A 12,443-nucleotide genomic window follows, 5' to 3' on the forward strand; every position below is an offset into this window, starting at 1 on the left:
TTACGCGCTTTCGCGCTCTATCAATTCGCAGGCCAGCAGGTTCAAACGCGAATCCTGTGCTGATGCGGGCAGTACGCCCAGTTGTTCAAGTATGCGTAGCGCGGCGATTTCGCCGATCTCGCGGCTGGGCGGACGGATCGTGGTGAGGCTAGGCATCAGCAGCGGCGAGAAGGCGTAGTCGCCAAAGCCTACGATGGCGCATTGCTGTGGGATCTTTAAGCCCGCGCGCTGGCCCGCCAGCAAAGCGCCTGCGGCCAAGTTATCGTTGGCGAAGATAATGGCCTCCACGGGCCGCGCGCGGCGGGCAGGGGATAGCGCCAGCGCTTCAATCGCCTGTTTGCCAGCATCGAACGGTGCTTCCGCTGTCGGCGCGTAGATGATCGGCTCAAGGCCATGTTCGCGCATGACGGCCTCGTAGCCGTCGCTGCGATCCACCGCGCTTAAGTCGCCCGCAAGGCTGTTCTGCACGAAGGCGATGCGGCGATAGCCCTTGCCGTACAAGTAGCGCGCCGCTTGCTCGCCGACTGAAGGGTTGGAGTAGCCGACTTGTATCGGTTTACGGCGCGGCTGATAGTCCCACGTCTCCACCACAGGAATGCCGGCAGTGGACAGCAGCTTCTCGGTAGCGCGATTGTGGAAGCGTCCCACCACCGCCAGCGCTGCTGGCTTCCAGCCGAGGAAAGCCCGCACTGCGCTTTCTTCCCGCTTGGCCGAGAAGTAGCTAGAGGCCAGCAACAACTGGTAGCCATAGCGGTTTAGCGTGTCGCTAAAAGTCTGAATCGTGTTGGCGAAAATCGGCCCGGAGATATTCGGGATCACCATGCCGACTACGCGGCCATGCGCGGAGGCGAGGCCGCTGGCGGCCAGATTCGGCACATAGCCCAACTCCTTCACCGCCGCCGCAATGCGCGCGCTGCGCTCCGCCGCCACCCGTCCCGGCTCGATGAAATAGCGCGATACGGTAATGGAGCCGACGCCGGCCAGCCGCGCCACATCGTGGACGGTGGCGCGGCCTGACCCTCTGCGTTTTCTTGGTGCTGCTGTTTCACTCATCTGCGCATATTCCGAAAAAACATATCGATGATTTTTTTAATTCTTTGACTTCAATCCGGCCCGCCGCGACACTAAAAAAAGGGTACCGGTACCACTTCATTGTAGCGAACGACCTGGCGAGCACTAAGCTGGTTCTTCGATGAAGAAAGCAGGTTTTCCGTATATCGCGCAAGGAGCGCTTTCAAATCAAGGGATCAGTAAATGAAGAGCAATGTGAGATTTTTCGGCGCACTGACCATCGGTGCTTTGCTGGTGAATACCGCCTACGCGGAGGCGGAATCGACGCCGATCAAGGAGCGTGACGATAGCGCCTCCGTGCCTAGCGTGACCGTTAGCGCCACGCGCCGCAACGCTTCGCTGCAATCGGTGCCAGTGGCGGTATCGGTGCTGGACGGCGACGCGCTGACGCAAGCCAACCGCACCAGCATCGACACCATCGTGCAGGAAGTGCCTAGCGTGACCTTCCGCCAGCAGGGCGGCAACAAGGACACCACCATCTTTGTACGCGGTATCGGTACCATCTCCACCTCGCCGGGTGTAGAGCCAACCGTATCGACCGTGATTGACGGCGTGGTGTACGCGCGTCCGGGCCAAGCTACGCTGGATCTGCTGGACATTGAACACATTGAAATCCTGCGCGGCCCGCAAGGTACGCTATTCGGCAAAAACGCTTCGTCGGGCGTGCTGAATGTGATCGGCCGCAAATCGTCGCAAGCGACCACAGGCTTCGTGGATGCGGCCTACTACGAAGGGAATGAGAAGCGTGTGCGTGCCGGCGTGTCGGGCGCAATCCAGCCGGGGGTTGTGGCGGCATCCGTCACCGGCCTGTATGCGGACTTCAACGGCAACGTCGATAACGTGCACGCTGGCGGCGGCAAGCTGAATGGCTACGACCGCAAAGGCGTGCGTGCCCGCGTCGACATCACACCGACCAAGGATTTGGATATCGCGCTGATCGCAGATTACGTGCGTTCCAAGTCTTCGCCTACCTTCACTGCCTATAAATCAACGGCGGCCACCTTTAACGCAGGCATCGCGCCAGTCGTGGCAGCCCCGGAGAACCGCCAGGTCAACGCGGATATCCCCGCCGATATCCGCGACAAGAACAAAGGCCTGTCGGCGCAAGTGGATTACCGCTTCAACGGCTACACGCTGACCTCCATCAGCGCCGTGCGCGATTGGGACAACACCCAGTACACCAGCACTTCGGCCATCGGCAACGCAGCGGAAGTAGCGCGCATCACGGCCGCTTTCCCGGCCACGCGCGATATCGGCACGGTGGAATTCAGTCAAGCCTCGCAAGAGCTGCGTCTCGCATCGCCGAAAGGTGAATTCGCAGACTATGTGGTCGGCGCCTACTATCTGCACGGCAAGGATCGCGAGACCTATCAGCGTATCGTCAACAACGGTGCGGCCATCAACTCCGGCCGCGCGGATTACGGCGTCAAGAGCGACAGCTACTCGCTGTTCGGTGAAAGCACTTTGAACTTCTCGCCAGTGTGGCGCGCCATTGCCGGGGCGCGCTGGACTAAGGACGAACTGTCTTACGACCACAAACGCACCTCGACGCAAACCGTGGCCTTCCCCGGTGTGCAACCTGGAGTACAGAACGCCGGTTCCACCAACGAAGACGGCTACTCGGGCCGCGTCGGTCTGCAATACGATATCTCGCGTGACGTAAGCACTTACGGTACCTACTCGCGCGGCTACAAAGGCCCGGCCTACAACGTTTTCTTCAACATGCTGAGCCGCGATACGCTGGCGCTGAAACCAGAGACCTCGGATTCGTTTGAACTGGGCCTGAAAGCCAGCGCTTTCGATCGCAAGCTGACCGCCAACCTGGCCGTGTTCAACACCAAGTACAAGAACTACCAAGCCAACTTCTACGACACCGTGGCTGGCGCCGTGGTTACGCGCCTGATTAACGCTGGCGATGTATCGACCAAGGGTGTGGAGCTGGATCTGAACGCCCGTCCAACCCGCGAACTGACCTTGAGCGCATCGCTGGCCTACACCGACGCCACCATCGACAATTTCAACTGCCCGCCGGCTGCTGCCGCATCGTGCAACCTGAATGGCAAGCCGCTGCCGTTCTCGCCGAAGTGGAAGTCCTTCACCCGCGCCAACTACGCGCTACCGCTGGAGAATGGTTTTATCGTCGATCTGTCGGCTGACTACAGCTGGCAGGCCAAGACCCAGTATGACTTGTTCCAATCGGCTGATGCGATTCAAGGTGCGTATGGCGTGATCAATGCCGGCATCGCGCTGTCGTCGCCGGTCGGTGGCTGGCGCATTGCGCTGGTGGGTAAGAACTTGGCGAACAAATCGTACGCCACCAACTTGGTCGCGTCCACCGGCTACGTCACCCGCGCCGTGCCGCGTGATGATGAGCGCTACTTCGGTATCACCGCGCGCAAGGAGTTTTGATGTCTAAGCAGTTGAGTATCGCTGCATTCATGATGCGCTACGGCCACCACGTTGCGGCCTGGCGGCACCCGGACACGGATCTGTTGTCGAACCCTTTCAAAGTGTTTCGCGATCAGGTACGCAGTGCGGAACGCGCGTGTCTGGATGCGGTGTTCTTTGCCGATAGCGTGGCGCTGACTGGTGCGCCTTCGCTGGAGCCTTTGACGTTATTGTCGGCGCTGGCCGCATCGACCGAGCGGATTGGCTTGATCGCTACCGCCACCACCACCTACAACGAGCCGTACACGGTGGCGCGCCAGTTTGCGTCGCTGGATTTGCTGTCGGATGGGCGGGCAGGGTGGAATCTGGTCACGTCGGATAACGCGGCGGAAGCGGCTAACTTCGGCCGCGAGCAGCATGTGGCACACGCCGACCGCTATGCGCGGGCGCGGGAATTTCATCAAGTTGTCACAGGACTGTGGAATAGTTGGGACGCCGGTGCGCTGCTCGACGATAAGAGCGGATCGCTGCCTTACGATCCGGCCAAGCTGCATAAGCTGAATCATCGCGGCGAGCATTTCGGCGTTGCTGGCCCGCTGAACGTGGTGCGCAGTCCGCAGGGCCGGCCGGTGGTGGTGCAGGCCGGCGGTTCGGAGACTGGCCGCGATCTGGCGGCAGGGACGGCGGAGGTAGTGTTCACCGCGCAGCCTACACTGGCCAAGGCCCAAGCCTTCTACAGCGATATCAAGCGGCGCGTGGTGGAGAAGGGCCGCAAGCCGGAATCGGTGAAGGTGATGCCTGGATTGTTTGCGGTGGTTGGCCGCACGCAGGAGGAGGCGGACAAGAAGTTCGCTGAACTGCAAGCGCTGATTGAGCCGAAGGCGGGCCTGGCGCTGTTGGGCCGCATGATCGGTAACTTTGATTTGTCAGGCTATCCATTGGATGGCCCGCTGCCCGAGCTGCCGCAAACGCAAGATGGCCAGCGTAGCCGCCAGCAGCTGTTGACCGATCTGGCGCAGGGCGAGAATTTGACGATACGCCAGCTGTACGAACGCATCGCCGGTGGCCGTGGTCATTTCACGGTGGTCGGCACGGCGGAGAAGGTGGCGGATCAAATGCAGGAATGGTTCGAGCAGGGCGCGGCCGATGGTTTCAATTTCATGGCGCCCGCGTTGCCGGGCGGTTTGGATGATTTCCTCGCGCTGGTGATTCCTGAGTTGCAGCGTCGCGGTTTATTCCGCACGTCGTATGAAGGGAGCACTTTGCGCGATCACTTGGGTTTATAGGAGAAGGCATGTTAGGCAGGATGTTGGTATTGGCCGTTGCGCTGGCAGCGGGGCAGGTGAGTGCGCAGGACTATTTTGGCGATGCGCGTCCCGATGCGCCGGAGCTGGCGGCGCGCGGTTCGCTGCAAGTGGGCGTGCGCACGCTGGCGGTGGAGAACAAAGACCAATTCGACATTCTGCGTTACAGCGCCGAGCAGCAGGATCCTCGCTACAGCCGCAAGCTGACGCTGGAAGTGTGGTATCCGGCGAAGCTGGCGGCGGGGCAAAAAGAACATACGGTTTATACCGATGTCCTAGGCTCGGGCCCGAACGATCCCAAGCGTCCCAACACGCCGTTCCAGTTCAACGGCCGCGCCGCGCGCGATGCGGCTCCGGTGGGGGAGCGCTACCCGCTCGTGATCGTCTCGCACGGCTATCCCGGTTCGCGGCTGCAAATGTCTTACCTGACCGAGAACCTGGCATCGAAAGGCTACGTCGTCGTCGCCATCGACCATCTTGAATCCACGCGCGCCGACAAGGCGGCCTTTCCCAGCACCTTGCTGAACCGCCGCTTTGACGACCTGTTCGTGCTGAACACCGTTGCCGCGTGGGCCAAGCCGGGCAGCGGCAACTTTCTGTCGGGCGTGGTGGACGCCGACAAAACCGCGCTGGTCGGCTACTCCATGGGCGGCTACGGCGCACTGAACACGGTTGGGGCAGGCATCAGCACATCGGCCGTCGCCTTCTTCCCCGGCGGCAAGCTTGCCGTCAACCAGCAAGGCAATCCGCAATACGAAGCCCAGCGCGACCCGCGCATCAAGGCCGTGGTGGCCTTCGCCCCATGGGGCGGTGCGCACAAGGTGTGGGACGACGCCGGCCTGGCCGGCGTGCGCACGCCGCTGCTGTTCATCACCGGCGACCAGGACGATGTGGCCGGCTACCAGGATGGCGTCAAGCAGCTATTCGAAAAAACCATCCACGCCGACCGCTACCTGCTGACCTACGTCGGCGGCCGCCACAATTCCGCACCGAATCCGCCATCGCCAGCCCACTGGAGCAACCCGGACGACTTCCAGTCCTACTCCGAGCCGGTATGGGACAGCCGCCGCATCAACAACATCAACCAGCACTATGTGACGGCCTTCCTTGGCATCCACCTGAAAGCCGCGCCGCTGCAAGATTATCTGAACGATAACTGGAAGGGTTTTCCCGCGCGCGCGCAGCTGGGATTAGAGTGGCGTCATCTTAAGGAACTATAAAGAGTGTCTTGTATAATGCTGGCAAATTAACAGGCCTGCATATCATGACCAACACCACTCACTTCGGTTACAAGACTGTCGCGGAAGAAGATAAAGTCCGCGAGGTTGCCAAGGTTTTCCACTCCGTCGCCGCCAAGTACGACATCATGAACGACGTCATGTCGGCTGGCCTGCACCGCCTGTGGAAGACCTTCACCATCGCCAATGCCGCTGTGCGTCCGGGTTTCAAGTGCCTCGACATCGCCGGCGGCACCGGTGACTTGGCCAAGGTGTTTGCCAAGCAGGCCGGCCCAACCGGCGAAGTCTGGCTGACCGACATCAATGAATCGATGCTGCGCGTGGGCCGTGACCGCCTCTTGAATCGCGGCCTGCTGACCCCCACCTTGTTGTGTGATGCAGAAAAGCTACCATTCCCGGACAATTATTTCGACCGCGTCAGTGTGGCCTTCGGCCTGCGCAACATGACCCACAAGGATCAGGCGCTGAAGGAAATGCGCCGCGTGCTGAAGCCGGGCGGCAAGCTGCTGGTGCTGGAATTCTCGAAAGTGGCGGCGCCGCTGCAAAAGCCGTACGATATTTATTCGTTCAAGATTCTGCCTTGGATGGGCGAGAAAATCGCCAACGACGCTGACAGCTATCGCTACCTCGCCGAATCCATTCGCATGCATCCAGACCAAGAGACGCTGAAGACGATGATGGAAGAAGCAGGCCTCGAGCGCGTAACGTATTACAACCTGACGGCAGGTGTGGCCGCTTTACACACTGGTATCAAAATGTGATGACTGGAATGACCATGAACCTGAAGAAAATCCTGATTGGCGCTGTAATTGCTGTCTCCGCCATGTCCATGCTGACGGAAGCCATCGCGCGTCCGGCCGGCGGTGGCCGTTCGATTGGCCGCCAGTCGCAAAACGTCAGCCGCATGCCGGCCCAGCCTGCGCCGCAGCCAGCGCCGCGCCAGGCGCAGCCTGCACCAGCTCCGGCACAGATGCCGCCGGCTGCTGCGCCGAAGAAACCTAGCATGTGGAAGGGCATTCTCGGCGGCGCGCTGCTGGGTCTGGGCCTGGGCGCACTGTTCTCGCACTTCGGTCTGGGTGGCGCACTGGGTGGCGCGATCGGCTCGATCATCATGCTGGCGCTGTTGGCTGGCGTGGTGTTCTTCATCTTCCGCCTGATCCGCAGCAAGTCGCAGCCAGCGGCCCAGCCTGCTGCGTTTGGCGGCAACCAGAACGTTTACTCGATGCCGCCGCAAGGTGGTTCGGCTACGCCGGAAATCGGCTCGCGCCTGCAGCCAGCTGCGGCTCCAGTGCAAGCGAAGCAGCCAGTGCACAACCAGTGGGGCGTGCCGGGTGACTTTGACCAGACCACCTTCCTGCGCGTTGCCAAGGGTAACTTCATCCGTCTGCAAGCTGCCTGGGATAAGGGCGACGTGGCCGATATCCGTGAATTCACCACGCCGGAAGTGTTTGCTGAGATGAAACTGCAAATCAGCGAGCGTACCGTGGCTGATTACACGGACGTGGTCAGCATCGACGCTGAACTGCTGGGCATTGAGACCAGCGACACCGAGTACCTGGCCAGCGTGAAGTTCACCGGCATGATCAAGCCGGCGCCGGATGCATTGGCTGAGCCGTTCCATGAAGTGTGGAATCTGGCCAAGCCGGTCAACGGTTCGAGCGGCTGGCTGTTGGCTGGTATCCAGCAACTCGCGTAAAACCCCGCAGGGCCACACTGGGTCTGACCCCGTACGGGGTCAGACCCTGCGACGACTCACCGGTTTGGGGTGAAAGCTGGTTAAACTGGTAAGATCAAAACCGCCCGCTTTTCCGGGCGGTTTTGTTTTGAACGACAGGAACATGATTTCATTTAATCCGAGCAGTTTCTCCGCGGCGCCGGCCAGCGCCGCCATCAATCACTTGCTGGCGCAGGAGCCGTGGGCGCGGCAGGAGTTGTTGCGCCATGCCGGCAAGATCGCCTGCATTGACGCCGGCTCGGCCGCGCTGCGCCTGCGCGTGACCGCCGACGGCTATCTCGAAGCCGCGCCGGCAGACGAAGAGGCGCGCGTCACCATCCGCGTCAAACTGTCGGACCTGCCGCTGATCGCGCAAAACCGCGAGCGCGCTTTCTCCTACGTGCAAATCGAGGGCGATGCGGAATTCGCCAATGCCATCTCCAACCTCAGCAAAACGCTGCGCTGGGAAGCCGAGCATGACCTCGAAAAAGTGATCGGCCCAATTGCCGCCGTGCGCGCCGTCTCCGGCGCCAAGGCCGCCTTCGACGCCATCAAGACCGGCCATCAGAAGCTGGCCGAGAACGTCGCCGAATTCCTGCTCGACGAGAAACAAGTGCTGGTGCGTCCGCAAACGGTAGAAGCGTACTCGGCCGAGGTCACACGCCTGCGCGACGACGTCGAGCGCGCCGCCAAGCGCCTCGCGAAGTTGGAACAAAAGCTGGAACAGAAACTGGGATCCCAATAATGCTGAAATTCTTGCGCCTGCTGAAAATCCTGCGGGTCTCGGTGCGCTACGGCCTCGACGAAATTGCCATCTCCGGCCTGAAGAAGCCGCGCATCGCCAAGCTGATCGACACGGTATTTTTCTGGCGCGACCTGTCCGCGCCGCGCGGCGTGCGCCTGCGCATGGCGCTGGAGGAGCTGGGGCCGATCTTCGTGAAATTCGGCCAGGTGCTGTCCACCCGCAGCGATCTGATCCCGGCCGACCTGGTGATCGAACTGGCGCGCCTGCAAGACCGCGTGCCGCCGTTTGACACCGAGCTGGCCATCAAGCAGATCCGCAAGTCGCTGGGCGCGCACCCGGACGAGCTGTTTGCGACCTTCGAGCGCACGCCGGTGGCCTCGGCCTCGATTGCGCAGGTGCACTTCGCCACGCTGCGCGACGGCCGCCAGGTGGCGGTCAAGGTGCTGCGTCCCGGCATGAAAAAATCCATCGACGACGACGTCGCGCTGATGCACGTTGCCGCCGAATGGATCGGCAACCTGTGGGCCGACAGCAAGCGCCTCAAGCCAAAGGAGGTTGTCGCTGAGTTCGACAAGTACCTGCACGACGAACTGGACTTGATGCGCGAAGCCGCCAATGCCAGCCAGCTGCGCCGCAACTTCGCCGATTCGCAGCTGCTGCTGGTGCCGGAAATGTACTGGGATTACTGCTCGTCAAGCGTAATCGTCATGGAGCGCATGCACGGCATCCCGGTGTCGCAGATCGACCGCCTGGAGCAAGCGGGCGTGGACTTGAAAAAGCTGTCCAGCGACGGTGTGGAGATTTTCTTCACGCAGGTGTTCCGAGACGGTTTCTTCCACGCCGATATGCACCCGGGGAATATCCTGGTGTCGATCGAGCCGGAGACTTTTGGCCGCTACATCGCGCTGGACTTTGGCATCGTCGGCACGCTCAACGATTTCGACAAGGATTACCTGTCGCAGAACTTCCTGGCCTTCTTCCGCCGCGATTACAAGCGCGTGGCCGAAGCGCACATCGAATCCGGCTGGGCGCCGAAAGAGACCCGCGTCGACGAACTGGAATCGGCCGTGCGCGCTTGCTGCGAGCCGATCTTTGATCGCCCGCTGAAAGACATCTCGTTCGGCCAAATCCTGCTGCGCCTGTTCCAGACCTCGCGTCGCTTCAACGTGGAAGTGCAGCCGCAACTGGTGCTGTTGCAAAAGACGCTGCTCAATATCGAAGGCCTCGGCCGCCAGCTCGATCCTGATCTCGACCTGTGGAAGACCGCCAAGCCCTACCTGGAAAACTGGATGGCCGAGCAGGTCGGCGTGAAGGGATTCATGCAGCGCCTGAAAGCCGAGGCGCCGCGCTACGCCCACCTGTTCCCGCAACTGCCGCGTCTGGTGCATCAGGCGCTGGAGCGGCATGCTGAAAAGCCGGCCGACAACACCGAGCTCATCAAGGTGCTGATCAATGAACAGCAGCGCACCAATCGCTTACTCAGCTTGGTGATTTACTTTGCCGGCGCTTTCGGTCTCGGTATCGCCGGCTTCCAGCTGTATCTGCGCTGGCATCACCTGGGCTGAGCGCCGTGGCGGACTTCCAGCAGCGCGACCCAAGCTCGCCGGCGTTCTGGGATGAACGCTTCGAGCGCAACTTCACACCGTGGGACAAGGGTGGCGTGCCCCAAGCCCTGCGCGACTTCGCCGCCAACAGTGCGCCGCTGGTCACCCTGATTCCCGGCTGCGGCTCGGCTTACGAACTGGCCTTGCTGGCAGAACTGGGCTGGGATGCGACCGCCATCGACTTTTCCCCCGCCGCCGTGGCGCAGGGCAAGGCAGCGGCCGGCGCGCACGCGGCGCGCGTGGTCGAGGCGGATTTCTTCCAATGGCAACCGGCCGCGCCGCTGCAATTGATCTACGAGCGGGCGTTTTTGTGCGCCATGCCGCGCGCCATGTGGCCGCAAGTGGCGGCGCGCTGGGCGGCGCTGCTGGCCCCCGGCGCACTGCTGGCCGGCTACTTCTTCTTTGATGATGCGCCCAAGGGGCCGCCGTTCGGCATCGGCCGCGCGCAGCTCGACAGCCTGTTGGCGGCAAATTTCGTGTGCATCGCCGATGACGCCGTCAACGACTCCATCCCGGTGTTTGCCGGCAAGGAGCGCTGGATGGCGTGGCGCCGTTTATGAGTCGTCGCTTAGCGGCTTGGCCATCGCAGGCGTGATTCCTGCGTGATCGCGGCCCGAGGGCGCCAGCAACAGCAGCACCAGGCCGCAAGCGAGCAGGGCCAGCCCGGACGGTTCCGGCACCGAGCTCACCACCGGCGTCGCAGCGGTCGCCTTGGCGCGCTGTTCCGGCGTTGGCAACTGCGCTTCATCGGTATTGGACGCAGTCTCCAGCGCCGGCGCAATATTGATCGTTTGGGCGCGTTCAGCCGCCAAGGTGATGGCGGCGCGCTGGTCAGCGTCGATGTATTCGCGAGCCCGCATGGCGTAGGCCGGGCCCGCGCCCAGCAACGCACCCAGCAGGACAAGGGATATCAGCCGTTTCATGGCAGCCCCGCATGGTGAACGTTAGTTGTGATAAGTCGGCAACTCGTCGCGCTTGACGCGCGGACGGTGGCGATAGGCTTGCAGCCCGACCACTACCGCCATGCACACCAGGATGGCGCGACGATGCAACGGTTCTTCCGGCGATTGCGGTACAAACTTGGGAGCGGCGGCCAGCGCTGGGCCGGCGATGCTTACGGCCAAGAGGCCGGCGTAGAGGTATTTTTTCATGAGATTTCCCACTGAATCAAAGAGTTAGAGCGTCGTCGGTCGAGGACGGCAAACGAGGCGGCGATTCAGGGACTGGGAAATCTTCGCTTGGTAGGCAGTATTAAATCATGCTCCCGAACAATGCGCGAATAGATTTTTGCTATGAAATCCATAGGCGCCCAAAGCTTGGTGGCAGGAAACAGCCAAGTTAAGGGTAAAAGGCTTTATAATTCAGGGTTTTGATGATTTTTGCGGAGTAAGTAATGCCGATCTACGCGTACCGCTGCGAGGCTTGCGGTTTTGCCAAGGACGTCTTGCAGAAGATTTCCGACCCGCAGCTGACTGTTTGCCCGGAATGCGGCAAGGAGTCGTTTAAGAAGCAAGTAACTGCCGCCGGCTTCCAGCTGAAGGGCTCGGGCTGGTATGTCACCGATTTCCGTGGCGGCACGCCGCCGGCGACCGGCACCGCGACCGGCCCGGCCAAGACCGATTCTGCACCCGCTGCGGCGCCTGCACCGACGCCAACGCCAACGGGCGGCTCCAGCGACAACTGAAGCGCTCCATCCACCATCAAGGAATTCGATGCGTAAATACTTCATTACCGGCCTGCTGATTTTGGTGCCGCTGGCGATTACGGCCTGGGTACTGAACCTGGTGATCAGCACCATGGACCAGTCGCTGCTGTTCGTGCCTGAGCGCTGGCAGCCGCGGACCCTGATCGGTTTTGATATTCCCGGCCTGGGCACTTTGCTGACCATCGTCATCGTGTTCCTGACCGGCTTGCTGACCAACAACCTGGTCGGCAATTACGTGGTGAAGCTGTGGGAAAAACTGCTGACCCGCATCCCGGTGGTGAGCTCGCTGTATTCGAGCGTGAAGCAAGTGTCGGACACGCTGTTTTCGTCGTCCGGCAACGCCTTCCGCAAAGCGGTGCTGATCCCGTATCCGCACCAGAATTCGTGGACCATCGCCTTCCTGACTGGCACGCCGGGCGGGGACGTGAAAAACCACCTGGTCGGTGAGTATGTCAGCGTGTACATACCGACCACGCCGAATCCGACGTCGGGCTTTTTCCTGATGATGGCGAAGAAGGATGTGGTCGAGCTCGACATGTCGGTCGATGCCGCCCTGAAGTACATTGTTTCGATGGGGGTGGTGGCGCCGGAAGAAGCGCCTAAAGTCATCGTCGAAGACACCAAGCTGAACTAAGCAAGATTAACTGAGTAACCTAACCTGAACCGAGAAATAA

General features: G+C 61.3%; 13 protein-coding genes. 10 read left to right on the forward strand and 3 right to left on the reverse strand.

Annotated features, from left to right (window positions below):
* Entirely contained in the window at positions 1 to 1,053 is a 1,053-nt protein-coding gene (locus GTP45_RS25505) for a LacI family DNA-binding transcriptional regulator (RefSeq protein WP_161016639.1), read from the reverse strand.
* Positions 1,054 to 1,254: 201 nt separating this feature from the next.
* Between GTP45_RS25505 and GTP45_RS25510 the strand changes: the two genes are divergently transcribed.
* The 8 genes from GTP45_RS25510 (at position 1,255) to GTP45_RS25545 (ending at position 10,624) form a co-directional block, all read left to right on the forward strand.
* Positions 1,255 to 3,480 (forward strand): TonB-dependent receptor, encoded by a 2,226-nt coding sequence (locus GTP45_RS25510; RefSeq protein WP_161016640.1) that lies wholly within the window; start codon positions 1,255 to 1,257, stop codon positions 3,478 to 3,480.
* Positions 3,480 to 4,745: an LLM class flavin-dependent oxidoreductase gene (locus GTP45_RS25515; RefSeq protein ID WP_161016641.1), complete on the forward strand. Its 1,266-nt coding sequence runs from the start codon at positions 3,480 to 3,482 to the stop codon at positions 4,743 to 4,745. The genes GTP45_RS25510 and GTP45_RS25515 overlap by 1 nt, the downstream gene beginning before the upstream one ends.
* A gap of 8 nt (positions 4,746 to 4,753) precedes the next feature.
* On the forward strand, positions 4,754 to 5,983 hold the full coding sequence (locus GTP45_RS25520) for an alpha/beta hydrolase family protein (protein ID WP_161016642.1): 1,230 nt from the start codon (positions 4,754 to 4,756) through the stop codon (positions 5,981 to 5,983).
* A 44-nt stretch (positions 5,984 to 6,027) separates the two neighbouring features.
* Entirely contained in the window at positions 6,028 to 6,762 is a 735-nt protein-coding gene (gene ubiE / locus GTP45_RS25525) for a bifunctional demethylmenaquinone methyltransferase/2-methoxy-6-polyprenyl-1,4-benzoquinol methylase UbiE (RefSeq protein ID WP_161016643.1), read from the forward strand.
* Between the two features lie 14 nt (positions 6,763 to 6,776).
* Positions 6,777 to 7,697, forward strand: a complete 921-nt coding sequence (locus GTP45_RS25530; protein ID WP_161016644.1) for a Tim44 domain-containing protein — start codon at positions 6,777 to 6,779, stop codon at positions 7,695 to 7,697.
* A gap of 142 nt (positions 7,698 to 7,839) precedes the next feature.
* Positions 7,840 to 8,460, forward strand: a complete 621-nt coding sequence (locus GTP45_RS25535) for a ubiquinone biosynthesis accessory factor UbiJ (protein ID WP_161016645.1) — start codon at positions 7,840 to 7,842, stop codon at positions 8,458 to 8,460.
* Positions 8,457 to 10,025, forward strand: a complete 1,569-nt coding sequence (ubiB, locus tag GTP45_RS25540) for a ubiquinone biosynthesis regulatory protein kinase UbiB (protein ID WP_161016820.1) — start codon at positions 8,457 to 8,459, stop codon at positions 10,023 to 10,025. The genes GTP45_RS25535 and ubiB overlap by 4 nt, the downstream gene beginning before the upstream one ends.
* Positions 10,026 to 10,030: 5 nt before the next feature.
* A complete protein-coding gene (locus GTP45_RS25545) occupies positions 10,031 to 10,624 on the forward strand; it encodes a methyltransferase domain-containing protein (RefSeq protein WP_161016646.1) in 594 nt (197 codons plus the stop codon).
* On the opposite strand, the gene GTP45_RS25550 is transcribed toward GTP45_RS25545, so the two are convergent.
* Both GTP45_RS25550 and GTP45_RS25555 read right to left on the reverse strand, forming a co-directional pair.
* A complete protein-coding gene (locus tag GTP45_RS25550) occupies positions 10,619 to 10,987 on the reverse strand; it encodes a hypothetical protein (RefSeq protein ID WP_161016647.1) in 369 nt (122 codons plus the stop codon). The genes GTP45_RS25545 and GTP45_RS25550 overlap by 6 nt on opposite strands.
* Before the next feature lie 21 nt (positions 10,988 to 11,008).
* Positions 11,009 to 11,215: a hypothetical protein gene (locus GTP45_RS25555; protein WP_161016648.1), complete on the reverse strand. Its 207-nt coding sequence runs from the start codon at positions 11,213 to 11,215 to the stop codon at positions 11,009 to 11,011.
* 242 nt (positions 11,216 to 11,457) lie between these two features.
* Here GTP45_RS25555 and GTP45_RS25560 point away from each other — a divergent pair, with 242 nt between their 5' ends.
* Together GTP45_RS25560 and GTP45_RS25565 are read left to right on the forward strand one after the other, a co-directional pair.
* On the forward strand, positions 11,458 to 11,748 hold the full coding sequence (locus tag GTP45_RS25560) for an FmdB family zinc ribbon protein (RefSeq protein WP_161016649.1): 291 nt from the start codon (positions 11,458 to 11,460) through the stop codon (positions 11,746 to 11,748).
* Between the two features lie 28 nt (positions 11,749 to 11,776).
* Positions 11,777 to 12,403, forward strand: a complete 627-nt coding sequence (locus GTP45_RS25565; protein ID WP_161016650.1) for a DUF502 domain-containing protein — start codon at positions 11,777 to 11,779, stop codon at positions 12,401 to 12,403.
* Positions 12,404 to 12,443: the final 40 nt, after the last annotated feature.

Origin of the sequence: Duganella rivi, from assembly GCF_009857435.1 — a bacterium.
GTDB lineage: Bacteria > Pseudomonadota > Gammaproteobacteria > Burkholderiales > Burkholderiaceae_D > Rugamonas > Rugamonas rivi.

Bases quoted from the DNA above. Each gene is read 5' to 3' on its own strand.
- GTP45_RS25505 (WP_161016639.1), bottom strand. From the start codon at position 1,053: ATGAGTGAAACAGCAGCACCAAGAAAACGCAGAGGGTCAGGCCGCGCC.
- GTP45_RS25510 (WP_161016640.1), top strand. From the start codon at position 1,255: ATGAAGAGCAATGTGAGATTTTTCGGCGCACTGACCATCGGTGCTTTG.
- GTP45_RS25515 (WP_161016641.1), top strand. From the start codon at position 3,480: ATGTCTAAGCAGTTGAGTATCGCTGCATTCATGATGCGCTACGGCCAC.
- GTP45_RS25520 (WP_161016642.1), top strand. From the start codon at position 4,754: ATGTTAGGCAGGATGTTGGTATTGGCCGTTGCGCTGGCAGCGGGGCAG.
- ubiE (WP_161016643.1), top strand. From the start codon at position 6,028: ATGACCAACACCACTCACTTCGGTTACAAGACTGTCGCGGAAGAAGAT.
- GTP45_RS25530 (WP_161016644.1), top strand. From the start codon at position 6,777: ATGAACCTGAAGAAAATCCTGATTGGCGCTGTAATTGCTGTCTCCGCC.
- GTP45_RS25535 (WP_161016645.1), top strand. From the start codon at position 7,840: ATGATTTCATTTAATCCGAGCAGTTTCTCCGCGGCGCCGGCCAGCGCC.
- GTP45_RS25550 (WP_161016647.1), bottom strand. From the start codon at position 10,987: ATGAAACGGCTGATATCCCTTGTCCTGCTGGGTGCGTTGCTGGGCGCG.
- GTP45_RS25555 (WP_161016648.1), bottom strand. From the start codon at position 11,215: ATGAAAAAATACCTCTACGCCGGCCTCTTGGCCGTAAGCATCGCCGGC.
- GTP45_RS25560 (WP_161016649.1), top strand. From the start codon at position 11,458: ATGCCGATCTACGCGTACCGCTGCGAGGCTTGCGGTTTTGCCAAGGAC.
- GTP45_RS25565 (WP_161016650.1), top strand. From the start codon at position 11,777: ATGCGTAAATACTTCATTACCGGCCTGCTGATTTTGGTGCCGCTGGCG.